Below are 23336 nucleotides of genomic sequence, written 5' to 3'. Positions count from 1 at the left end.
CCGGTCGCCCGTTCCGAGACCAGTCCATCCGGCAACCGAAGGACCTTGACCCCATGCGCGTCAGCTTCCTGTTCAGCGAGGTCACCACCGGCCTGCGCCGCAACCTCACCATGACCGTTGCGATGATCCTCACCACCGCCATCTCACTTGCGCTGTTCGGTGCGGGTCTGCTCGTTGTCCAGATGGCCGACAAGACGCAGAAGATCTTCCTCGACCGGGTGGAGATCCAGGTGTTCCTCACCGAAGACATCTCGTCACTCGACCCGGAATGTGAACAGGAACTCTGCAGCACCCTGCGCACCGACCTCGAGAACACCGACGACGTGGTGTCCGTCCAGTACCTCAGTCGCGACGATGCGGTGCTCGACGCCACCGAGCGTGTCTTCGCGGACCAACCCGAATTGGCCGAGCTCGTCAGTCCCGAGAGTTTTCCCGCATCGTTCAAGGTGAAGATGTCCGATCCGTCGAGCTTCGCGATCATTCAGACCGATTTCGCGGAACGGCCGGGTGTGGACAGCATCCTCAACCAGCAAGACCTGGTCGAGCGGTTGTTCGGTGTGCTCGGCGGCATCCGTAATGCGGCCTTCGCGATCGCGACCATCCAGGCCGTCGCGGCGATCCTGCTCATCGCCAACACCGTGCAGATTGCCGCCTTCACCCGCCGCACCGAGGTCGGCATCATGCGCCTCGTCGGTGCGACCCGCTGGTACACCCAACTGCCGTTCCTCCTCGAAGCCGTCGTGGCCGCGATCGTCGGCGCAGCCCTTGCCATCGGCGGATTGTTCGCTGCGAAGTCGCTGTTCGTCGACGACATGCTTGCCGAGGTCTACGGCGCGAACATCGTCGCGCGAATCACCGACAGCGACATCCTGCTCGTCGCTCCGTTCCTCGTACTCGTCGGCGTGGGCATGGCAGCGATCACCGCGTACGCGACACTGCGCCTGTACGTGCGTGAATAACGATTTGTGCGGGTTCCTATGCTGGACTGTGTTCCACTTCGACCGATTTGAACCTGAAAGGCCTGCACGTGAAGGAAAAGGGCCGGAAGGTCATCGCCACGAACCGTAAGGCGCGGCACAACTACGCCATCCTCGATACGTACGAGGCGGGCATTGCGCTTGTCGGTACGGAGGTGAAGGCCCTACGGGAAGGGAAGGCGTCACTCGTCGACGCGTTCGCGACGGTCGACGACGGCGAGGTGTGGCTGCGCGGGCTGCACATCCCGGAGTACGGGCACGGCACCTGGACCAACCACGCTCCGCGTCGAACCCGCAAACTGCTGCTGCACCGGCGTGAGATCGACGCGCTGGTCGGCAAGACCCGTGAGGGCAACCAGACGTTGGTACCGCTCTCAATGTACTTCTCCGACGGCAAGGTCAAGGTCGAGTTGGCACTCGCCAAGGGCAAGCAGGACTACGACAAGCGGCAGGATCTCGCCCGTCGCACTGCCGAACGCGAGGTGACCCGCGAACTCGGCAGGCGGGTGAAAGGTATGCGCTGACCTCGGTCCTGTTGGCTCTCGTGGCCGCGGTCGGCTACGGAGTCAGCGATTTTCTCGGTGGTGTCGCTTCTCGGCGGGCCACCGCACTGTCGTTCGTCGTTGCGTCGTATCCGCTGTCGCTGGTGATCGTCCTTGTGATCGCACCGATCGCGGGCGGCGACGTGACCGCGGAATCGCTGATCTGGGGTGCCGCGTCGGGCCTGTTCGGTGGCTTCGCGGTGTGGTGGTTCTATCGTGCCCTCGCATCCGGCCCGATGTCGGTGGTATCGCCGGTGACTGCGCTGCTCGTAGCTGGAATCCCCGTCCTTGCCGGCCTCGTCACAGGGGAGCGTCCAGGGCCGCTCGCCGGGGTCGGGATCGTCGTCGCGCTCATTGCGGTCGTGCTCGTCAGCAGGGAGTCGAAAGAAACCGTCGGTGGCGACGAGCATCCGGCCTTCACCCTTCGTGTCGCGGGACTCACTGCAGCGGGGGGTGTGGCATTCGCGCTCACCTTCATCTCGCTCGATCAGGTCCCCGACGGAACCGGCCTCTGGCCGCTGGTGTTCCAACGTCTCTCCGCGACCGCCGTCGTGTGGGCCGTTGCCGTGGCCGTACGGCAGTTCACGGGTCCGCCGCGGTTGCTGTACCGGCATGTCGTCGCCGTCGCGCTGCTCGACGTGGTGTCGAACGCCGCGATGATGTTCGCGTTCCAGGGTGGGATGCTCTCGCTGGTGAGCGTCGTCGGGGCTCTCTACCCCGCGGCCACCGTGCTGCTCGCGCTCGTCGTGCTGGGAGAGCGACTCGGTCGCGGCCAATACACGGGCATGATCCTCGCGTGTCTGTCGGTCGCGATGATCACCTTCGGGACTTGAGTGCTCGTCTCGGTCATCGGGGCGTTGTGAGCGGCGTCATCCGACAATCCTGGAAATGGGAATGACATCGGGTGCGGGTGACGTTAATGTAGGTAGTCCTGCGAACGTCGCAGGCGCGTACGGGGCTGAACGGTTTCGACTACGTACGTTGAGTCAAGGGAAGCGTGTCGGTGCAGGCAAGAGACCACCGTAAGCGTCGCTGCAACCAATTAAGCGCCGATTCCAATCAGCGCGACTACGCTCTCGCTGCCTAAGTAGCGAAGCGTGTCTGTCAGTCCGATCTCGCCCTCGGGTCGGGTACTGGCATCAGCTAGAGGGCTTCACCTACCGGCTCGGTCACGGAGTCGGATGGGACATCAAACAGTGACTGGGATCGTCATCACGGCTTGTTCGCGAGACCGGGAGATCCAAGTAGAGACATAGCGGACTGCACACGGAGAAGCCTTGGCGAGGCGGCGGAGGACCCGGGTTCGATTCCCGGCAGCTCCACCGAATACCCCGGGTGAAAGGCCAGACAAGGTCTTTCACCCGGGGTATTTTCATGAGCTCGCGAGGCCGCCGAGCTTTACACCCCGGGTTCATGCATCGATCGGTTCCACGTTGACCAGCGGTTACCTGCACGTTCACGATGTCGGATTCGCCGTTCGGCACCTTTGCCGAATGCGGGTGACGAGCAGCCCCACGGATCCGACGCGAACGACACAGGACGGCCGCGTGGATACAGCACCGCAGGCAAGATGGTCACCACACGCGTTCGACGAGGAGGACCCATGGCGCACGAACGAGCGGGGCAACCGGCAGCACCCGAGGATCTGGTCGACCTCGCGCATCTGGTGACGGCCTATTACACGGTCCGTCCGGATCCCGAGAACCCGCTTCAACAGGTGGCGTTCGGAACGTCAGGGCACCGCGGGTCGAGCCTCGACGCGGCCTTCAACGAGCAGCACATCCTCGCCACCACCCAGGCTATCGTCGAGTACCGCGCAGCACAGGGAACGACCGGGCCGCTGTTCCTCGGCCGCGACACGCACGCATTGTCCGAGCCCGCGTGGACCACCGCGCTCGAGGTTCTGATCGCCAACGACGTCGACGTCGTGATCGATTCGCGTGATCGGTACACACCGACCCCGGCGGTCAGCCACGCGATCCTGCGCCACAATTCCGGCGGCAGTGTGTCCGCCGACGGCATCGTCGTGACGCCGTCCCACAACCCGCCCCGCGACGGGGGCTTCAAATACAATCCGCCGCACGGTGGACCCGCCGGCACCGACGCCACCTCCGTCATCGCGGCCCGCGCCAACGAACTCCTCGCGGCGGGCCTCGCAGGCGTCAAGCGCGTATCAGCGGTCGCCGCACTTGCGGCGGCCGGCCGCTACGACTTCCTCGGCACCTACATCGACGACCTCCCGAACATCGTGGATCTCGACGCGATCCGGGGTGCGGGGGTGCGCATCGGAGCCGATCCGCTCGGTGGTGCGTCCGTCGACTATTGGGGCGAGATCGCCGACCGGCACCGCCTCGACCTCACCGTCGTCAACCCCCTCGTCGACGCCACATGGCGATTCATGACACTCGACACCGACGGCAAGATCCGGATGGACTGCTCGTCACCGAACGCAATGGCATCGCTCATCGGCGCACGCGACAAATACGACCTTGCCACCGGCAACGACGCGGATGCGGACCGCCACGGCATCGTCACCCCCGACGGTGGCCTGCTCAACCCCAACCACTATCTTGCGGTGGCCATCGACTATCTCTTCGGGAACAGGCCGGGCTGGTCGGATGGAAGCAAGGTCGGCAAGACTCTCGTGAGCTCGTCGATGATCGATCGCGTCGCGGCCGGACTGGGACGTGAGTTGCTCGAAGTGCCAGTGGGCTTCAAATGGTTCGTGCCGGGGCTGCTCGACGGGAGCCTCGGGTTCGGGGGCGAGGAAAGCGCGGGGGCTTCCTTCCTGCGTCGCGACGGCGCGGTGTGGTCCACCGACAAGGACGGCATCGTGCTCGCGTTGCTGGCCGCCGAGATCACCGCGGTAACCGGTGCGACGCCCTCGCAGCGTTACGCCCAGCTCGCCGGACGGTACGGGGATCCCGCCTACACGCGGGTCGACGCGCCTGCGACGCGAGAGCAGAAGGCGATCCTCGCGCAGCTGTCGCCCGAGCAGGTGAGCGCCACCGAGCTCGCGGGCGAGACGATCACCGCGACGCTCACGGAGGCGCCAGGCAACGGCGCGGCGATAGGTGGACTGAAGGTGACGACCGAGAACGCGTGGTTCGCGGCGCGTCCCTCCGGCACCGAGGACGTGTACAAGATCTACGCCGAATCGTTCAACGGCCCCGAACATCTCGCTCAGGTCCAGGACGCGGCACGCGAACTGGTGTCGGCGGTATTGGGCTGACACGCGGCGCACGTCGGGCGCGCACCGAGCGCGGTCGTGTGCATCGCTAACATTGCCGCATCATGCGTACACGTGACGTGGCTCTGCCGCGGGAAATCTGGGTACTCGTCGCGGCGAGCTTCGTCATCGCCCTGGGCTTCGGTCTCGTCGCTCCCGCGTTGCCGCAATTCGCGCGGAGCTTCGACGTCGGAATCACCGCGGCCACTGTCGTCATCTCGGCATTCGCGTTCATGCGACTCGCCTTTGCGCCGGCCAGCGGATTGCTCGTCCAGAAACTCGGCGAGCGGCCCATCTACATCACCGGTGTTCTCATCGTCGCGGTGTCCACGGGCGCGGTCGCTTTCGCCCAGACCTATTGGCAGCTCCTGGTCTTCCGGGGGCTCGGCGGCATCGGTTCGACGATGTTCACCGTGGCTGCGCTGGGGCTGCTCGTGCGTATCGCACCGCCCGATGCGCGCGGTCGCGTGTCCGCGCTGTACGCGACGAGTTTCCTGCTCGGCAACATTGCAGGGCCACTGCTCGGCGGAGCCCTCGTCGGCCTCGGTCTGCGAGCACCTTTCCTCATCTACGCGGTCGCGCTGCTCTTGGCGGCATCCGTGGTCTGGATCAGTCTTCGCAAGTCTCACCTCGCGCAACCGGCATCGGCTGATGGCGCTCCCGTGATGAGGCTGCGCACCGCACTCCGGTCGTCGACCTACCGCGCGGCGCTCACCTCGAACTTCGCCAACGGATGGGTGGTGTTCGGTGTCCGCGTCGCGATGGTGCCGCTGTTCGTCGTCGAAGCCCTGAACCAGAGCGAAGGGATCGCGGGTGTCGCACTGACCGCGTTCGCGGTGGGTAATGCGCTCGTGCTGGTCAAGTCCGGTGCGTGGTCCGACAGATACGGGCGGCGACCGTTCGTGCTCACCGGGCTCGTCGTCTGCGGTGTGAGCACCGTCATGATGGGTCTGTCGTCCGACCTCACGGTGTTCCTGATCACGTCCGCCGTGGCCGGCGTGGGATCCGGCCTGATCAACCCGTCGCAGCAGGCTGCGATCGCCGATGTGGTGGGCAGTAAAGCGCGAGGGGGACCGGTACTCGCCACGTTCCAGATGACCTCGGACATCGGGGCAGTGGTCGGCCCGATCGCGGCCGGCATGATCGCTGAGCGCTGGTCCTATTCGGTGGCGTTCGGTGTGACGGGGGCGATAATGCTGGCGGCGGTGATTCCCTGGGCCCTGGCGCGGGCACCGCGTCAGGATGCGCCGGCGACCGAACCCGTCGTCCAGAAGCCTGTGACCGGCGATACGGATCGCTGACGGGCCGAGATGTAAGGTCGTTCCCGTGTGGATTCGTATCGTCTCCGCAGCGGCACGGCTGGGCCTCGCCGCGGTGTGGCTGATCTCCGGATGGATCAAATTCGCCGATCCTACGCAGACCGTGGTTGCAGTGCGGGCCTATCAGCTTCTTCCCGCCGAACTGGTGAGGCCCGTGGCCGCGGTACTCCCGATGGTCGAACTCGTTCTCGGGGTCCTGCTGCTGGTAGGGCTGGCGGTGCGGCCTGCCGCGATGCTGTCCGGAGTGACGCTCGTGGTTCTCATCGGCGCGATCATCTCGGCCTGGAGCCGAGGGCTGTCGATCGACTGCGGATGCTTCGGAGGCGGCGGCGTGGTGGAAGGGATCGACGCCGGAGACTATGTTCGCGAGATCACACGTGATGTCGTCTTCCTCGCCATGTCGGTATGGCTGGCTGTCTTCCCGCGCACTCCCCTTGCGCTCGGTCCGCATTCCCGAGTGGCTCTCAGGAGGAACTCAGACCCCGGTGGCAAAGTGGAGCCGGACAATTCACCGATGAACGAAGGACAGCATTCGTGAGTGCGAAGAAGGTCAAGCCGGTCAAATATTCGCCGGAACCTACATCGAACACGTCCACCTACATCCTGGGTGGTATCGCGGTCGTGATCATTGCGGTCCTCGTCATCGGAGGAGTGCTGTGGCAGTCGGGAAGCACCGATTCCCGCAATGACGGGTACGGCACCGTCAGCAACGCTGCGGTCGACGTCACGCTCGACGACGACGGCACGATTCTGCTCGGATTGCCGGACGCCGCTACCACCATCGACATCTTCGAAGACCCGATGTGCCCGTACTGTGCCGAACTCGAGCACGAGCACGGACAGGAACTGGCGCAGGCGATCGACGAAGGTACGGTCGCGGTGCGGTACCACATCCTTGCGTTCCTCGACCGATTGTCGAGCAGCGGCGACTACTCGACCCGCGCGGTCGCAGCCAACCAGTGCGTTGCGGAGACCGGTGACGCGATCGCATTCTCGGCGTTCCATGCCGCGATCTTCTCCCCGGACAATCAACCGGCAGAGGGCGGGGACAGCGATCACAGCAACGAGCAGCTGGCGCAGATCGCCCGTGATGCCGGAGCGTCCGAGGACGCGGTGACGTGCATCGCGGACGGCGCCCGAGTCGAGCGGGCAACGGTGTCTGCGGAGGCCGGTCGGCAGCTTCTTGCCACCACAGGAGCGGCGGGCACTCCCGCCGTCATCCAGAACGGAACTGTCATCGATGCGCTCGGCAACGACAACTGGGTGTCCGAGCTCGCAGGCTGAGGCGACGGGCGGTGACGAGCGCTCGTGCTTGTCACCGCCCTGACCAGGCGATTTGTTGGCTCAGAGAGCAATGGTGTAGTTTTTCTTTCAGCGCAAGGGGGTCGCCCCGGCGCAAAAAAGAATATGGGGCTATGGCGCAGCTGGTAGCGCACCACACTGGCAGTGTGGGGGTCAGGGGTTCGAGTCCCCTTAGCTCCACAATCACGAACCCACTCCGGCCCAGTCGGAGTGGGTTCGTCATCGTCGAGAGGTGCTCGAGCGATACCGCTACCGCGCCTATCCCACAGGGGACCAGCACAGGGCGCTGTCCCGAGTGTTCGGGTGCTGCCGGGTGGTGTTCAACGAGGCCCTCGCCTACCGGGCCGATGCGTCGCACGGGGCACGATGGTCGCGCTCGCCGCTGGGGCTGAACTCCTGCGATGTGAATTGTCCTAGCGACTCGGCAGACCTGGCGTCCCGAGGCTCTCATCGACCGTCAGCCCGACCATCCGCGCACTGTCGTTCCACAACGCGCGCGCCACGTCGTCCCTACGTGCGAGCGTCGACGGATCCGGGAAGCTCAAGCGCCCGCTGCGCAGCGCCGCATAACAGCGGCCGGGTGGAGGTGTCGTCCTGCCGGAGACGAGAGATGCCAGGGCCAGTCCCGCAGCGGCGCGTGTGTTCATCGTGCGGTCGAGCCGCCGCAGTGGAGCGCCGAGGGCCGTCCCGAACACCGACGATGCGATACGTCGTGGACGCGGCAGGCTTCGAACCAATCCGGTGCCGAAGACCTGCCCGGGGTCGTACGCGAGCGCTGTGATGTGCCGGGCACGGATGTCGGGATGTACGCTCAGCGCTCGCACGGTGAGCACGTTGCACAGTTTCGACGCGCTGTAGGCATGCTGTCCGGCCCGCTGCGGTACCAGGTGTCGCTCGGTGTCGCGGTCCGGGTGCGCGAGCAGGTCGGCGTCGGCGTGCCGCGGCGCCTCCAGTCCGGTGCGGAGGGTCGGGTCGTGTGTTCCACTCGTGGTGATCACGATGCGGGCTTCCTCTGCGAATGAAGGCATCAACAGGCGCACCAGCAGATAGTGCGCGAGATGGTTGACGGCGAAGGTCGTCTCGAACCCGTCGTGGGTACGTTCGGCATCGTTGGGGAGAATCAACCCGGCGTTGAGTACCAGTGCGTCGAGAGGCGTGTCGCCGAGACGTTGCCGGACCGTCGCGGCGAACGCGCGGACCGAGTCGAGGCACGCCAGATCCACCGGAATGAAGTTCGTCGACACCGTGCGCGCGCCGGCGAGCACATCTGCGCCCTTTTCACGCGCCAGCCGTGCGGCGATCTCTCCGAATCCTGAACTGCTGCCGGTCATCACGATGATCGCCATGACGGTGCCTCCAGTTCGCTCGGTTGCGGTGATGTGCCCAGTCAACCTGGCCTGCGGAGGGCGATCCATCTCTGTGACTCTCGTACGTATGTGTGCGCGTCCACCGAGTCGACGGACCAGCCGTTCTACGATTGCCACATCGACCTTCTGACCGATCTTCTCGATGGGGTCCGAGCCCGCGGTGCGGTGCTCTACCGGGCCGGGATGGCCCGTGGCTGGTCGATCCGTATCGCCGACGGCGCACCGCTGATGCTCGTCGCGGTGATCGAAGGTCACATGTGGGTGCTCGTCGACGACGCCGAGCCGGTTCGAGTCGGGCCGGGCGACGTCGCGATCGTCAGCCTTCGGTCGCCGTACACGGTGGCCGATGCGCCGGGAATCGCGCCGCAACTCGTCGCACTGCCCGGCGATCGCTACACGACACCCGGCGGGGTCGACGTCACCGAAAAGCTGCGGACCGGTCGGCGAACTGCCTCGGCGACACCGGGCGCCGACACGACGGTCGTGGTGTACGGCACCTACCAAGTTGCAGGCGACGTCGACGACAGATTGCTCGCGGCTCTGCCGGACGTGCTGGTCGTGCCCGCCGGTGAGGTTCCGGACTGGGTGGTGTGTCGACTCGCGGACGAGGTCGTTCAGGACGCGCCGGGCCAGCAGCTCGTGCTCGACCGGCTGCTCGACCTGACGCTCATCGTCGCGTTGCGAGCCTGGTTCGCGCGACCGGACGCCCCCGTCCCAGGGTGGTACCGCGCGCAGACAGACCCGGCCGTCGGACAGGCGTTGACGCTGATCCACGAGCATCCTGGCTACCCGTGGACTGTCACGGACCTCGCTGCCGAAGCGGGGGTGTCACGCGCGTGGTTCGCTCGGCGCTTCACCGAACTGCTCGGCGAATCCCCGATTCGGTATCTGACCGGGCGACGCATGGCAATCGCCGCAGATCGGCTTCGCGGCACCGACCCCACGATTGCCGGTATCGCTCGCGAGGTCGGCTACGCAGACGCGTTCTCCTTCAGTGCGGCCTTCACGCGGACCGCGGGCGTCCGACCCTCGGACTACAGGAACGCGTACCGCACCGGCCATAGCGTGGAGTCATGAGCCGAAGGCGTGCCGGAGATGGGTGAGCAATACTCCCAGCGCGGGACTTGCCGGTACCGACCAGATCAGCGACAACGTCGCGGGGACGTCGACGTCGTCGATGACAGCGATCGACAGTCCTGTTCGAGATGCCACCATCGATTCGCTCAGGATCGCGACGCCGAGGCCCCGTGCGGCGAGATCGACGACCGCATCGGGTGCACTCGCCTGCATCGCCATGGCCGGTTCGATACCGCGAGCACGGCATGCAATGTCGAGGACCGATCGGATACCGGTACCGATGGGCAGGCACACCAGCGGGTGGGACGTGGCCTCGGCGAGCCTGATGTCCGGCCGCCGCGCCAGCGGATGCTCGTCGGGTATCACCGCGACGAGCCGGTCCTGGATCAGGAGGATCGACTCGAGGTCGTCGGGAGGGCCGTACGGCGTGCCGACGAGCGCAACATCCATCTCGCGTGACCGCACCCGCTCGACGAGGCGATCGGACGAGTCCTCCAGCAAGGCGATCTCGACGCGGGGGTGGGCGCGGTGGAACAGCGACAGCGCGTCGAACAGAGGCGTCACCGTGCACGCGGTGACCATTCCGACAGTCAGCTCGCCTCGGATCACCGCCCCGACCTCATCGACCGCGGTCTTCACCGACTTCGCGGAATTCAGCGCGGCCCGGGCATGTTCGAGCGCGGCCTTGCCTGCCGTGGTGAGGGTGGCGGTGCGCGCGGAACGCTCGAACAGTGGGGCGCCCAGTTCGCGTTCGAGCTGCCGGATCTGCGCGCTCACGCCGGACTGGCTGATGTGAACCCGTTCTGCAGCGCGGGTGAAATTGCATTCCTCGGCGACCGCGACGAAGTACTCGAGCTGCCTCAGTTCCATAACCACAGATTCTAGTTCCGATAAGAACAATCTGTTGGAGTTCTCAATCGGAGTGCTCGATGCTGGAGATATGACGCAGAAGATGCAGTACGAGAAGGCCTACCGGCCAGAGGACCTCACCAGGTTCTTCGTCGAACGGTCCAACGCGGGCGACGCGGACGGCGTGGCAGCGCTCTACGAAGAAAATGCAGTGATGGCGTATCCGCCGGGGCAGACGACCGTCGGACGGGCTGCGATCCGGGAACTGTGGGCTACAGTCCTCGCGAACGCGCCACGATTCGAACCGGAGGCGCCGCTCCCGACACTGGCCAGCGGGGATATTGCGCTGACCAGCACGCCTCCCGGCGACGGTGCCGGGGCGCGAGCCCAGGTGGTGCGTCGACAGTCGGACGGCAGCTGGCTACGCCTGCTCGATCAACCGGAATTCCGGAACTGACCGCGCTCGTACAGGCCGGAAGTGACTGTGGCGTAACGCGTAAGCACCCGCTCGCGGATCGGTCTACCGGCCTTGCTCTGGTCGTGCGTGTCCAGCGGCGTGCGGATCACCGAGAACCGGCGGACCTTCTCCCAGCGGTTCAAGGTTGTATTCAACCGGTCGAGGGCGGCATCCACCACCGGATCGGGGAGTGAGGTGAACACGAGGCCCACACAGTACGGGCGTAATTCACCGTCGACGACGAGTTCGGCACCCGGCAGCACTGCACGAAACCGTTCGGAGATCGCTGCCGGGCACACGTATTTGCCAGTGCTGGTCTTGAAGACCTCCTTCTTGCGCCCGGTGACCGTGACGAACCCGTCGGCATCGATTCGAGCGAGATCACCCGTGTGGAACCAACGTTCGGAGTCGAGCGCTGCGGCCGTCTCTGCCGGGTCGTGGTCGTAGCCGGTCATCACCCCGGGGCTGCGGATGAGCAGTTCGCCGGCCGCGTCGATGCGAATCCGTGTTCCGGGCAACGGAACACCGACCGTACCCACGCGCCGCATGTCGGGACGGTTCGCGCATGCCGGTCCGGCGGTCTCGGTGATCCCGTAGCACTCGAGGACGGGTATCCCGCGACGATCGAAGCGCTCGATCACCTCGCCGCTCAACCGTGCAGAACCCGAGATCGCGAAACGCAATCGACCACCGAGATCCTCACTGTCGAGGGTGCAGACCTTGGTGAGCACGTGAGGAACCGATCCGAGAAACGTCGGCCGGGTGGCCCGCAGATTGTCTGCCACGCGGTCTGCACGACCGTCGACTGCGGTGGGGAAGCCGACCCGGATCCCCATCAGCAGCAATGCACGACCGAACACGTGCGCAAGGGGGAGCCACAGCAGCTGGCGGTCGGCCGGGGAGACGATGCCGGTCTGTGCCACCGCGACGGCGCCGTAGGTCGCGGCGCGGTGGGTCAGGCACACGCCTTTGGTCCGGCCGTCGTCGCACGCCGTATAGATCAGCCACGCCGGATCGTCCGCGGTCAGTGCCGCGATCCGGCGGGACACCGCTCCGGGGTCCGACGCCAGCAGTGCTCGGCCTTCCGCGGCGAGATCGTCGAGACGATCCAGGTGTTGAACGGGACTGCTGAGAACCGGCCGGTCGGCGAACGTGAGCACAGCGCCGGCCCGATGGGTCTGCGTGCGAGTTTCGTCGTCCCGGGTGGCCGGATAGATCGGGACCGCGACACCGCCGGCACAGGCGATGGCGAGATCGGCGAGGATCGCAGAGAAGCTCGTGGCAGCGCATATCGCGACCCGCTCACCGGCGACGACACCGCGGGCGATCAACCCCGCAGCCAGCGGCACGACCGCGGCGTACACATCGGACCACGTGACGGCGTGCCACTCGTCGCGATCCGGATACGTGTATGCCTCTGCGCCGGGAGTCCGACGTACTCGGTCGAGCAGCAGGTGCGGCACAGTTCCGGGCCCGTGGTCGATACTCGGAGTGATTCCGGCGTCCATACCCGAACACCTCCTACCGCGACTGGGGGGTAAATCGGATGATACCGGCCGATATCGTGGGTCCGTGAGTACTGCACGGCCTCGTCCCGACATCCTGATCACCGACACGAGGGACGTACTGGTGGGCCCGTTGACCGAGATCGGCCAGCGCTTCTCGGTGTTGATCGGCGCCCTCGTTCCGCACAGCGCACTCGTGGTGTTCACACGTGAATGCACCGGACGGCCGCGCAAGGTCGCGGGCGATCCCACAATCGTCGATCGGGTCACGATTGCGGAGCTCGACCGGATCCGAACCGAGTTGACGGTAGGGGAGATCCGGCGAGGTCCGGCGCGGGTTGCGGGGCGGGACCGGGACGTATGCGTGATGCTGGATCGCACCGACACCCTTCTCGTCCTGGTACCACGCGGAGCACGCGCTTCCGCTGCGTCTCTCGAGCTCGTGCGGTCGCTGTTCGCGATCGTCGCGACCGGCATCCAGCTACAGGTACACAGTGCGAGCCCCGCGTACCTTGCCGAATCGAGGGCGGCGTCCGCGGAGCGTGCGCGTACCGTCGCCGAACTCACGGAAGCGCACGCGCTCACCCTGGAAACGATCCTGGCGACCCTGCGTTCGAAGGATCTCGACGACAGCCGTGCCCGCGCCACGGCACGCGAAACCGCGACGGGAGCATTGATCGCACTGCGCTCGGCCGTCGACGCGCACCGTGAACTGGCCGAAGAGGCGGTGACGACAGCGTTCGCCCGGATGCACGGCGAATTGCGCTCTCTCGTCCGTCACCGTGACCTCGAATTGGAAATGGTGAGTCCACCCGTCCACGGACGAGCGCTGCCCGGCGAGGTCGCGCACGCTGCCCGCGCGCTGGCTCGCGGAGCGGTCCTCGCCATGTCGGCGCAGAGCGAGGTCACGCGTATCAGGGTTGCGTGGAGCTGCGACGGCGCACAACTCGGCGTCGATATCCGCGACGACGGGCAAGGCGAGGTCGACGCGGCCGACCTCGAACGCCGGCTACGTGACCGGGTCGAAACGATGGGCGGCACCATCGAATCCGAGTCGACGGCCGGATGGGGCTGCCGCGTGAGTGCGACGTTGCCCCTGGACCTCCCGATACCGACACCCGGGGGAGCCGCGGCCGATGCTCTGGCACGACTCGGCGCTCGTGAGATCGAAGTTCTCGAACACCTCGTCGCGGGGCGGCGAAACCGGGTGATCGCAGAGCGGTTGGGAGTCAGCGAATCCACGGTCAAGTTCCACGTCGCGAGCCTCATGAGAAAACTCGACGTCAGTACCCGCGGCGAGGCAGCGGCACTCGGTGCGGAAGCCGGTGTCAAAGCCGCGGGCTGACGTCGAGTTCGTGACTCGGACTTTGTTTCTCGGGTCGTAGGTCAGGCTGCTGCGGGTTCCCGCACCGACGTGGTGGTGGTTGGCTGCGGTGCCTTCGTTGTTGCAGTGGATCCCGGGACCTGCTGGTCGGGGGAGGTCACGCTGCCGTCACCCGCGGGAGGTGCGGGTGTGGTCGCTGTGGGAGCCGGGGTCAGTCCGGGCGCCGGGATGTCGAGCCCCTCGGCCGGTGGGGTCGCACCGGGAGCGGGTACGGCGAGCGGGTCCACCGGTGCGGTGCCATCGACAGGCGCGGTGCCATTGACAGGCGCGGTGCCATTGACAGGCGCGGTGCCCTGGACCGGTGCGGGGACGACTGCCCCCGGCGCCGGTGCAATGCCGTCGGTCGGGACGGCGGCGTCGGTCGAGACGGTGGCATCGGTTGCGGGAACCTCGGAAGGTGATGTCGTGGCGGTGGAGGTGGTTTCGACCGCGAGAGCCTCATCGCTCGCGATGCCGAGCTTCGCGGTTTTCGGGTCGACGTCGGTCTTCACCGGCTCACCGTTCTTCGCCTGCTCGGCGAGGTGGGTCAGCCATGCGGCCGCGTACTCGGCGGAGGTCAACGGCTTGCCCTCGCCGTTGTCGCGCCAGTAGTCGAAGTGGTGTCCGGTGTCGGGGCCGAGGGTCTGCTGGTACGGATCACTCAGCGCCACCTGGAGAGTGTTCTGGTTGTCCTCGATGAAACCGACGACCTCCTTGAACAGTTTCTCGGGCAGGTACGCCAGGTTCGCGAGACGGTCGGCGGGAATCGGCTCCTCGGTACCATCGGTCGAAACATTCTTCACCGCAGGATCGTTCGGGACGTACGTGGGATCCGAGACCTTGATCAGCACATCGAGGAAGGTTTCGTCCGATTGCATCCACTCGTCGTTCGCGGAAATGTCGGCGAGGGCGGCCAGTGCCACGCCGCTGAGAACCTGGGCGACGTTCATACCGGTTTCCGGGGTGAGCCCGTCACGCTGCAACGCATCGATGTTGAGTTGCCGTCCGACGTTGATCGCGAGTTGCAGGAGTGCGATGTTCTCGGGCGCCGAGCACGTCAGGTCGCCTTCGGAGCAGAACGATGCGACCTTGCCGTCGAGTGCACCGAATCCGCCGCCGGTGTCGGGCAGTGCACCACTTCCGGATGCGCTGTCCTTGCCGTCCTGGTACTTCCGGTCGAATCCGTCGGGATTGCCGTATTCGTTCTCGGCGCCGGGGAATTGCCCTTCACCTGCAGCGCGTCCGGCGTCGGCGAGAATCACCACGCCCACGACCGAATCAGGATCGATGATGTCGTACGACCCGTCCTCGTTCGGTTTCTGGTTGCCGATTTCCTGGGCGGCCCGGCGCGCGACATCGGCGCCCTGGCTGTAGCCGACGATGGCGAACTTCGTGTCGGGGCACGAAACCTGGATGGCCTGGATGATCGTCTTCGTGTTTTCGACGCCGCCGTTGACGGCCTCCTCATAGGAGTCCATGTGAGCCGGGTAGTCGACATAGACGGCTGCGTAGGACTCGTCGCCGACCGTGTCCCGCGGTGCGTTGACCACCGGGTCCACCCAATGGCTGTGGTAATCGTCCGACAGCGCTGCGGGCAGCGTGGTCCCGTCCGGCGTGACCAGCATCTTGCTCTGGTCATGCGGCGCGTCGCCTCTGCCACCGAGCGAGATGGTCACCATGTCGTAGCAGTCCTGTGTCGACACGACGAGTGCCGGATCTGCGGTGGTGGGCACGTTCGGCTGCGCCACTGTGATCGCGACGATGGCCGCGACGCCGAGAGTGACAGGAGCCATGACGCCGGCCAGAAGGCGGCGTCGGGACGACGAGTTATGAGTTGCCATGGGCAATTACCATTCCGATCTCACCATTCGGAAGAATCCGGGCGGGAATTACGAGCGGGTCACCACACACGTCGCGGAAACTTACTGCCGCGTTACATATCGACGGATATTCGCCGAAAGCAGCGGCTGGTCGTTCGGATAGGTGGGTCCCGCCCTTCGATCAGGTTCGGAGAGCTCGGCGGGTCGATATGGTCGTGGCGGAGGCCGATCAGGCTCCGTACACCGTCACGAAGGAGACACCACCATGTCGCAGACAGTCCGGGGAGTTGTTGCACGTGCGAAGGGTGCGCCCGTCGAGGTCGTGCCCATTGTCATTCCGGATCCGGGACCGGGTGAGGTCGTTGTCGCGATCGCCGCGTGCGGCGTGTGCCACACCGACCTGCACTACCGTGAAGGCGGCATCAACGACGAGTTCCCGTTCCTGCTCGGTCACGAGGCGGCGGGTGTCGTCGAATCGGTCGGTGACGGCGTCGACTCGGTGGAGGTGGGCGACTTCGTCGTCCTGAACTGGCGCGCCGTGTGCGGTCGGTGTCGCGCGTGCAAACGAGGCCAACCCCAGTACTGCTTCGATACCTTCAACGCCACTCAGAAGATGACCCTCGAAGACGGAACCGAACTGAGCCCCGCCCTCGGTATCGGCGCGTTCGCCGACAAGACGCTGGTACACGCAGGCCAGTGCACCAAGGTCGACCCGACCGCCGATCCCGCGGTCGTGGGGCTGCTCGGCTGCGGCGTGATGGCCGGTCTGGGTGCTGCAGTCAACACCGGCGGCATCACCCGAGGCCAGTCCGTCGCCGTCATCGGCTGCGGCGGTGTCGGCGACGCCGCCATCATGGGTGCGCGTCTCGCAGGTGCGGGCACGATCATCGCCGTCGACCGCGACGACAAGAAGCTCGAGTGGGCCACCGATCTCGGCGCCACCCACGTGATCAACTCGACGAACGTCGACGCGGTCGAGCGCATCCAGGAGATCACCGGAGGATTCGGCGCCGATGTGGTCATCGATGCGGTCGGCCGCCCCGAGACGTACAAGCAGGCGTTCTACGCCCGCGACCTCGCAGGCACGGTCGTCCTGGTCGGCGTACCGACCCCGGACATGACACTCGAGATGCCGCTGATCGACTTCTTCTCGCACGGCGGGTCGCTCAAGAGTTCGTGGTACGGCGACTGCCTGCCCGAACGCGACTTCCCGACCTACGTCGACCTGTACCAGCAGGGACGGCTTCCGCTCGAGAAGTTCGTCACCGAGCGCATCGGTATCGACGATGTCGAGAAGGCATTCGAGACGATGCATCGCGGTGAGGTTCTGCGTTCGGTGGTGGTGTTGTGAGCGCGACGAGCCCCATCAGGATCGACCGGGTCGTCACGTCCGGTGTGTTCGCGCTCGACGGCGGCCAGTGGCAAGTCGACAACAACATCTGGCTCGTCGGCAACGACGACGATGTGGTGGTGATCGATGCTGCGCACAGCGCACAGCCCATCATCGACGCCGTCGATGGTCGCAAGGTCGTGGCGATCGTGTGCACACACGCGCACAACGACCACATCACCGTTGCACCGGAGCTCTCGGAGCGCCTCGACGCACCGATCCTGCTGAACCCGGCCGACAACATGCTGTGGGAGATGACCCATCCGGGCGTCGCGCACGGGACGCTGGAGGATGGTCAGCGGATTGCTGTTGCGGGTACCGACATCCAGGCGATCGCGACGCCGGGCCATTCGCCGGGCTCGACCTGCCTGTACGTGCCGGAGGCCGGAGAACTGTTCACCGGCGACACCCTGTTCTCGGGTGGTCCGGGCGCGACCGGACGCTCCTTCTCGGACTTCCCGACGATCATCGGGTCGATTCGCGACAAGCTGTTCGCTCTGCCTGCCGAGACGACAGTGCACACCGGGCACGGCGACGGCACCACCATCGGTACCGAGTCGCCGCACCTGGAGGAGTGGATCAAGCGAGGTAGCTGACTACCACCCGTGCGTGGTTCCGGTAGCGCCTGCTACCGGAACCGCGCACGGCACGTCGAGGGCGGGTGGCCCCCTCGGCCGGGTCACGTCCTAGCATGGGCCGGACGAACGACGGTCGAGGAGGAACACATGGCGAAACGGAAGATTCCGGTCGTCGTTGTCGCCGGTTTCCTCGGGTCGGGTAAGACCACGTTGCTCAACCATCTGCTGCGAAACACCCGGGGTGCACGAATCGGGGTGATAGTCAACGACTTCGGCTCGGTCAATATCGACTCGATGATGGTTGCCGGTCAAGTCGACTCCATGGTGTCGCTCAGCAACGGATGTCTGTGCTGTGCGGTCGACGTCAGCGACATGGACGCGATGCTCGACAGACTCGCACACCCGAAATCCGATCTCGACGTCATCGTCGTCGAAGCGAGTGGGCTGGCCGAACCACGCAACATGGTGCGGCTCGTCGTGAGCTCGGAGAACGAGTACATCACCTACGGTGGCCTGGTCCTCGTGGTCGACGCCTACGAGTTCGACAACACGCGGGAGCGGCATCCCGAACTCGACCAGCACGTTGCAATGGCCGATCTGATTCTGCTCAACAAGACCGATCGCGTCGACGCGGACGCCCACGACGACCTGCTCGGCCGCCTGTGCGGACTCAACGCACGTGCGGCGGTGGTCTCGACCGAGCGTGGTCGGATCGACCCGGGTCTGCTGTTCGATTTCTCCGGGCGTGCCGAACCACGAGCCGGCGAACAGCTCACCCTCGACGACCTCCTCCGCGAAGAGGACGAGCACGATCATCGGCACCTGCACGACGGGTACGACTCCATCACCTTCGAAAGCGACGCACCCTTGCATCCGCGCGCGCTCGTAGATCTCCTGGAGAACCAGCCGGCCGGAGTATTCCGGATCAAGGGCTATGTGACGGTCACCGCGGGCCTGCGCTCGACCCGATACCTGTTGCAGACGGTCGGCGACCATATCCGATTCGAACCACCCGGTCGCGGCGACGACGCCCCGGAAACCACCCGGCTCGTCGTCATCGGGGCCGATCTGGATTCCGACGCCGTTCGCGAGCAGCTGCATCGCTGCGTGGCGGGCGAACCGGTGTCGGCGGACGCGATGTACGCCGTCCACCGGTTCACGCCGCGCTGAGAACCTGTTTACGTACTCGGCGGCGCAACCGCGGGGTGTTTCTAGTGGGCAGCTGTGTTGCGGCGCGGTGCCCGACGTCGGCCGCCGCCCGCTGCGCCCTGGCCTGCTGCTGCGGTACGACGACCCCCCGCCGCGCCCTGGCGTGCGGCGGAACCGTTGCGTGCCCCCGAGCCCTGACGACCCGATCCGCCTTGGCGTGCTCCACCTTCGCTGCGTGTACCGGTGCCCTGGCGAGAGCCGCCGTTGCGGCGAGCACCGGAACGAGCCGGGCGGTTCGACCCGGATGTCGCCGCCTGCTTCGGAGCGGGCGGCACGTGCGGCGCGATCTCGCCGACAAGCGCGAGGACGTGCTCGGAAATGGCGGTGGTCTTCACCGGAGTGACATTGATCGACGCCTTGCGCATGATGGTCGCGAGGTCCTTGCGCTGGTCCGGGAGCACGAGGGTCACCACATCGCCTGCGCTGCCTGCGCGCGCGGTCCGTCCGGACCGGTGCAGGTAGGCCTTGTGTTCGGCAGGCGGATCCACGTGCACGACCAGTTGTACGTCGTCGACATGCACACCACGTGCCGCAACGTCGGTGGCAACGAGCACGCGTGCCTCACCTGATGCGAACGCCGCCAGGTTCCGGTCGCGTGCGTTCTGCGACAGGTTGCCATGCAGATCCACCGAGGGGATACCGGAGTCGGTGAGCTGCTTGGCGAGCTTGCGGGCCTGATGTTTGGTGCGCATGAACAGGATTCGACGACCCGTCCCCGACGCGAGGGTGCGCACGAGGTCCTTCTTCGCATCGACGCCTGCGACGTCGAACACGTGGTGCGTCATCGCGGCAACGGGAGAGTTGGCCTCGTCGACCGAATGGAGGATCGGGTTGCTCAGGAACTTCTTGACGAGCTTGTCGACACCATTGTCCAGCGTCGCCGAGAACAGCAGTCGCTGCCCGTCCTTTGCGGTGGCGTTCAGGATACGGGTGACGCCGGGCAGGAATCCGAGGTCGGCCATGTGATCCGCCTCGTCGAGGACGGTGACCTCGACCGAATCGAGGCTCACGAAACCCTGACGCATCAGGTCCTCGAGGCGGCCCGGGCAGGCGATGACGATGTCGACGCCGCGCCGGAGGGCTTCGACCTGACGGTTCTGGGACACGCCACCGAAGATCGTGGTGACCCGTAGACCCGCGGTGTGGGCGAGGGGCTCGACCACAGCGGCGATCTGGGTGGCGAGTTCGCGGGTGGGGGCGAGCACCAGGCCGCGGGGGCGTCCGGCAGCGCGCGTCGAACCTCCTGAGAGGCGGGCAGTCAGTGGGATCGAGAAGGCGAGGGTCTTGCCGCTGCCCGTGCGGCCGCGGCCGAGGACGTCGCGACCCGCGAGCGAATCGGGAAGGGTATCCGCCTGGATGGGGAACGGACTGGTGATGCCCGAGTCGCTCAGTGCGGCGACGAGGGGACGGGGAACCCCGAGATCGGAAAAGGATGTGGTCATAGAACAGCGCTGCCTTTCACTGCGGCGTGTGTGCACGCATACGGGAGCGGTCCCGAGATGGTGCGGTGTGATCGCCGCGAGGAAGGCCGATGAAGTGCGCTTGCGGGCCGGGCACGATCCCGGGCCGCCGGTATCCCACGACGGTGGATGTCGTCGTGACACCCGAACCGGGACAGCCTACCCCACGCGTCGCCGAACCAGCGTCCCCGCATGTGAGCGAATGGCACCGTCGCCGCGTCCGAGGCGGGGACGGTGCCATTCGCTCGGAAGGGCAGGGGTGGTCAGCAGACGCCGACCCACTCGGAGAGTCCGTCGGCGAACTGCTGCCGTTTCCAAATGGGCACTTCATGTTTGATGCGTTCGACGAGTTCGGCGCACGTCGCGAATGCCTCTGCTCGGTGCGGTGCGGCGACCGCCGTGACGATCGCGAGATCGCCGATGGTGAGTTCGCCCACCCGATGGACCGCCGCGACCGGAAGACCGGATTCCGTCGCCACCTCCTCGCAGACGCGCCGCAGGAACGCCTCGGCGTCCGGGTGCGACTTGTATTCGAGCGCCGTCACTGCCTTGCCGCCGTCGTGGTTGCGCACCGCGCCGGTGAACACCACCACTGCGCCGTGTTCGGGTCCGGCGACTGCGGCGTCCACCGCGGCAGGATCCAACGGCTCCGACGAAATTCTTGCAAATAGGTCACTCATGGGCTCCGCCTCCGGATACTTGCGCCAACAGATGATCGAGGATCGGGTCGAGTGCGGCGAGCCCGTCCTTGACCCCGCCCGGCGACCCGGGCAAATTCACCACGACCGTGGATCCGGCGAGGCCGGCGACTCCGCGGGAGAGCACCGCGTGCGGTGTGACGTCGAGGCCGCGCCGTCGGATGGAGTCGGCGACACCGGGCAGTTCGCGGTCGAGGACCGCGAGGGTGGCTTCGGGCGTGGCGTCGGTGGGGGACGCTCCGGTGCCGCCGGTGGTGATGAGCAGGGCGGGGCCGCCGGTGAGGGCGTCGGCCAGGCCCGAGGCGATCTGCGCATCGGCGTAGATCAGCGGCCCCCGTACGGTGAACCCCCGCTCGGTGAGCCACTTCTCGATCGTCGGGCCGGTCTTGTCGTCGCGGGTACCTGCGGCCACGCCGGTGGAGGACACCACGACGACGGCGGATCGTGCCGCCGCCGGTTCGGTTACCGACGTATCGGATTGCTCGGGTGCGTCGTCACGGAACCACCGCCCCCGCTTGCCGCCTTCCTTCGACACCAGCCGTACACCGTTGAGTACCGCCGCGGGATCGACGGCTTTGACCATGTCGTGCAGGGTGAGGCCGGCGACGGCCACCGCGGTGAGTGCCTCCATCTCGACCCCGGTCGGGCCGGTGGTCTTTGCGACGGCCTCGATCGTGATCGTCGTGTCGGTGAAACCGAACGTCACTTTCACCGTCGACAGGGCAAGCTGGTGGCACAGGGGAATCAATTCCCACGTGCGCTTGGCTGCGCCGATGCCTGCGATGCGGGCGGTGGCCAGTACGTCTGCCTTCGGCATGTCGTCGGCGCGGACGAGCGCGATCACCTCGGCGGTGGTCGCCAACTCGCCTGCAGCGACGGCGACTCGATGCGTATCGCTCTTCGTCGAGACGTCGACCATCCGCGCGCGGCCTTGGTCGTCGAGATGACTCAATTCGCTCACAGTGGAAGCACTTTCACGAGATCTCCGGATTCGAGGGTGGTGGTGTCGGGGTCGACGTCGATCAGCGCATCCGCGGTGGCCAGTCCCGCAACCAGATGAGAACCGTGTCCGGGCAGAGGCACCACATTGTCACCATCGAGACGGGCGCGCAGGAACTGACGACGGCCCGGCATGGACTTGATGCCATCAGCAAGCGGTCGCGTGCCGGAAACGACGGCAGGTAGTCCCGCGAGGTCGCGCAGGAGCGGACGGGCGAAGACCTCGAACGAGACCAGCGCGCTCACGGGGTTACCGGGGAACGTCAGGATCGGTACGCCGTCGACGACAGCGGTGCCCTGCGGTCCGCCCGGTTGCATTGCCACCGACACGAAGGTGCCGCCACGCGGCTCGAGGGTGTCCTTGACGACCTCGAAATCGCCCTTCGAGACGCCGCCGGAGGTGAAGACGACATCGGCGACGGCCACGGCGTGGGCGATCATGGCGGCGAACTCGTCGGGGTCGTCCTCGCAGTGCGCGATCGAGGCGACCTCGGCGCCGTTCGCGGCGGCACTCGCCGCGAGAGCCGGACCGTTCGAGTTGTAGATCTTCCCGGGCTCGAGTGCTTCGCCAGGGGTGACGAGCTCACTGCCCGTGGAGATCACCGCGACACGGGGACGCTGCCGAACAGGCACGTCGGTCAGGCCCACTGCGGCGAGGACCGAGATGTGCCGGGCCGCGAGAACCGTGCCGGCGGGGAGCAGAAGCTCCCCGGCGTGCACATCGCTGCCGGCCTCGCGCACGTACGTGCCGGAGGTGGCCGTGCGATGCACGGTGACGGTGCCCGCCGCGTCGTCTGTCTCGGTGTCCTCGACCGGAACGACCGCATCGGCACCGTCGGGGATCGGAGCACCGGTCATGATCTTGAGTGCGGCGCCTCCGTTCAGGGTGGAGACTGCGTCGCCGGCAGCGATGACGGCCTGCACGGTCAGCGTGACGGGCACGGAGGCGACCGACGCTGCGTCGACGGCGTAACCATCCATCTGAGAGTTCCGGAACGGAGGAAGCGAGATCGGTGCGTGGACCGGCTCGGCCAGTGTCCGGCCCAGCGACCGTGCAAGCGGCACCTGGACAGAAGGTACCGACCGGAGCGGTTCGAGAAGCTCCGCTACGTGCTGTGCATGTTCCTCCACGGACCGCCTGCCGCCTGCCATGGCGACTACCGTACCGGTGCCTTCCGTGGCATTCGTATCGCCG

At 66.3% G+C, this 23336-nt stretch carries 21 protein-coding genes, 1 tRNA gene, 1 other RNA gene and 1 pseudogene; 16 read left to right on the top strand and 8 right to left on the bottom strand.

Translation table 11 applies throughout. From position 1 onward, the window contains the following. Nucleotides 1–53: 53 nt before the first annotated feature. The 10 genes and pseudogenes from ftsX to MWU77_RS24690 all read left to right on the top strand — a co-directional run. Complete coding sequence (ftsX, locus tag MWU77_RS09600; protein ID WP_247273539.1) at nucleotides 54–959, top strand: permease-like cell division protein FtsX; 906 nt, start codon at nucleotides 54–56, stop codon at nucleotides 957–959. Between the two features lie 68 nt (nucleotides 960–1027). Beyond that, entirely contained in the window at nucleotides 1028–1501 is a 474-nt protein-coding gene (gene smpB / locus MWU77_RS09595) for an SsrA-binding protein SmpB (protein WP_169685965.1), read from the top strand. A gap of 8 nt (nucleotides 1502–1509) precedes the next feature. Further along, nucleotides 1510–2352 carry an EamA family transporter gene (locus MWU77_RS09590; protein ID WP_169686815.1) on the top strand — a complete coding sequence of 281 codons (843 nt, stop codon included), beginning with the start codon at nucleotides 1510–1512 and terminating at the stop codon, nucleotides 2350–2352. Nucleotides 2353–2473: 121 nt separating this feature from the next. Then, nucleotides 2474–2844: a transfer-messenger RNA gene (ssrA, locus tag MWU77_RS09585) on the top strand. Nucleotides 2845–3122: 278 nt separating this feature from the next. Continuing rightward, the gene (gene pgm, locus MWU77_RS09580; protein WP_247273538.1) at nucleotides 3123–4751 is read left to right on the top strand and encodes a phosphoglucomutase (alpha-D-glucose-1,6-bisphosphate-dependent); all 1629 of its coding nucleotides are present in this window, start codon (nucleotides 3123–3125) and stop codon (nucleotides 4749–4751) included. A gap of 62 nt (nucleotides 4752–4813) precedes the next feature. Further along, entirely contained in the window at nucleotides 4814–6049 is a 1236-nt protein-coding gene (locus tag MWU77_RS09575) for an MFS transporter (RefSeq protein ID WP_247273537.1), read from the top strand. 25 nt (nucleotides 6050–6074) lie between these two features. Then, nucleotides 6075–6605 (top strand): MauE/DoxX family redox-associated membrane protein, encoded by a 531-nt coding sequence (locus MWU77_RS09570; RefSeq protein ID WP_169685971.1) that lies wholly within the window; start codon nucleotides 6075–6077, stop codon nucleotides 6603–6605. Next, complete coding sequence (locus MWU77_RS09565; protein ID WP_169685973.1) at nucleotides 6602–7351, top strand: DsbA family protein; 750 nt, start codon at nucleotides 6602–6604, stop codon at nucleotides 7349–7351. Before MWU77_RS09570 ends, MWU77_RS09565 begins: the two co-directional genes overlap by 4 nt. Before the next feature lie 125 nt (nucleotides 7352–7476). Continuing rightward, nucleotides 7477–7549 (top strand) — tRNA-Ala (locus MWU77_RS09560). A gap of 52 nt (nucleotides 7550–7601) precedes the next feature. Beyond that, nucleotides 7602–7709: pseudogene (locus MWU77_RS24690) on the top strand (helix-turn-helix domain-containing protein); the annotation flags it as partial. A gap of 73 nt (nucleotides 7710–7782) precedes the next feature. Here MWU77_RS24690 and MWU77_RS09555 read toward each other — a convergent pair. Then, nucleotides 7783–8784 (bottom strand): SDR family NAD(P)-dependent oxidoreductase, encoded by a 1002-nt coding sequence (locus MWU77_RS09555; protein ID WP_247273536.1) that lies wholly within the window; start codon nucleotides 8782–8784, stop codon nucleotides 7783–7785. A 21-nt stretch (nucleotides 8785–8805) separates the two neighbouring features. Here MWU77_RS09555 and MWU77_RS09550 point away from each other — a divergent pair, with 21 nt between their 5' ends. Further along, the gene (locus MWU77_RS09550; protein WP_247273535.1) at nucleotides 8806–9813 is read left to right on the top strand and encodes an AraC family transcriptional regulator; all 1008 of its coding nucleotides are present in this window, start codon (nucleotides 8806–8808) and stop codon (nucleotides 9811–9813) included. On the opposite strand, the gene MWU77_RS09545 is transcribed toward MWU77_RS09550, so the two are convergent. Beyond that, nucleotides 9808–10683, bottom strand: a complete 876-nt coding sequence (locus tag MWU77_RS09545) for a LysR family transcriptional regulator (protein WP_247273534.1) — start codon at nucleotides 10681–10683, stop codon at nucleotides 9808–9810. The genes MWU77_RS09550 and MWU77_RS09545 overlap by 6 nt on opposite strands. A gap of 70 nt (nucleotides 10684–10753) precedes the next feature. On the opposite strand from MWU77_RS09545, the gene MWU77_RS09540 reads away from it, so the two are divergent. Next, nucleotides 10754–11119, top strand: a complete 366-nt coding sequence (locus MWU77_RS09540; protein WP_206039478.1) for a nuclear transport factor 2 family protein — start codon at nucleotides 10754–10756, stop codon at nucleotides 11117–11119. Here the strand turns inward: MWU77_RS09540 and MWU77_RS09535 are convergent. Further along, nucleotides 11098–12627: a long-chain fatty acid--CoA ligase gene (locus MWU77_RS09535; protein WP_169685977.1), complete on the bottom strand. Its 1530-nt coding sequence runs from the start codon at nucleotides 12625–12627 to the stop codon at nucleotides 11098–11100. The genes MWU77_RS09540 and MWU77_RS09535 overlap by 22 nt on opposite strands. 64 nt (nucleotides 12628–12691) lie before the next feature. Between MWU77_RS09535 and MWU77_RS09530 the strand changes: the two genes are divergently transcribed. After that, nucleotides 12692–13969: a LuxR C-terminal-related transcriptional regulator gene (locus MWU77_RS09530; protein ID WP_169685979.1), complete on the top strand. Its 1278-nt coding sequence runs from the start codon at nucleotides 12692–12694 to the stop codon at nucleotides 13967–13969. A gap of 41 nt (nucleotides 13970–14010) precedes the next feature. Here MWU77_RS09530 and MWU77_RS09525 read toward each other — a convergent pair whose 3' ends face one another. Continuing rightward, entirely contained in the window at nucleotides 14011–15828 is a 1818-nt protein-coding gene (locus MWU77_RS09525) for a cutinase family protein (protein WP_247273533.1), read from the bottom strand. A gap of 244 nt (nucleotides 15829–16072) precedes the next feature. Between MWU77_RS09525 and MWU77_RS09520 the strand changes: the two genes are divergently transcribed. The 3 genes from MWU77_RS09520 (at nucleotide 16073) to MWU77_RS09510 (ending at nucleotide 18945) form a co-directional block, all read left to right on the top strand. After that, entirely contained in the window at nucleotides 16073–17158 is a 1086-nt protein-coding gene (locus tag MWU77_RS09520; protein WP_169685983.1) for an S-(hydroxymethyl)mycothiol dehydrogenase, read from the top strand. Next, nucleotides 17155–17793 (top strand): MBL fold metallo-hydrolase, encoded by a 639-nt coding sequence (locus MWU77_RS09515; protein WP_247273532.1) that lies wholly within the window; start codon nucleotides 17155–17157, stop codon nucleotides 17791–17793. Before MWU77_RS09520 ends, MWU77_RS09515 begins: the two co-directional genes overlap by 4 nt. A 129-nt stretch (nucleotides 17794–17922) precedes the next feature. After that, nucleotides 17923–18945, top strand: coding sequence for a GTP-binding protein (locus MWU77_RS09510; protein ID WP_169685987.1), 1023 nt, complete (start codon nucleotides 17923–17925; stop codon nucleotides 18943–18945). A gap of 41 nt (nucleotides 18946–18986) precedes the next feature. Here the strand turns inward: MWU77_RS09510 and MWU77_RS09505 are convergent, their stop codons facing one another. From MWU77_RS09505 to glp, 4 genes are all read right to left on the bottom strand, one after another. Beyond that, on the bottom strand, nucleotides 18987–20426 hold the full coding sequence (locus MWU77_RS09505) for a DEAD/DEAH box helicase (protein WP_247273531.1): 1440 nt from the start codon (nucleotides 20424–20426) through the stop codon (nucleotides 18987–18989). 281 nt (nucleotides 20427–20707) lie between these two features. Further along, nucleotides 20708–21124, bottom strand: a complete 417-nt coding sequence (locus MWU77_RS09500) for a molybdenum cofactor biosynthesis protein MoaE (protein WP_247273530.1) — start codon at nucleotides 21122–21124, stop codon at nucleotides 20708–20710. Continuing rightward, entirely contained in the window at nucleotides 21117–22103 is a 987-nt protein-coding gene (gene moaCB, locus MWU77_RS09495) for a bifunctional molybdenum cofactor biosynthesis protein MoaC/MoaB (RefSeq protein ID WP_247273529.1), read from the bottom strand. Before moaCB ends, MWU77_RS09500 begins: the two co-directional genes overlap by 8 nt. After that, nucleotides 22100–23293 (bottom strand): gephyrin-like molybdotransferase Glp, encoded by a 1194-nt coding sequence (glp, locus tag MWU77_RS09490; RefSeq protein WP_247273528.1) that lies wholly within the window; start codon nucleotides 23291–23293, stop codon nucleotides 22100–22102. The genes moaCB and glp overlap by 4 nt, the downstream gene beginning before the upstream one ends. Nucleotides 23294–23336 lie beyond the last annotated feature (43 nt).

It is taken from the genome of Rhodococcus sp. F64268, assembly GCF_023015605.1.
GTDB lineage: Bacteria > Actinomycetota > Actinomycetes > Mycobacteriales > Mycobacteriaceae > Rhodococcus.
This window is presented reverse-complemented; position numbering and strand designations above follow the sequence as displayed.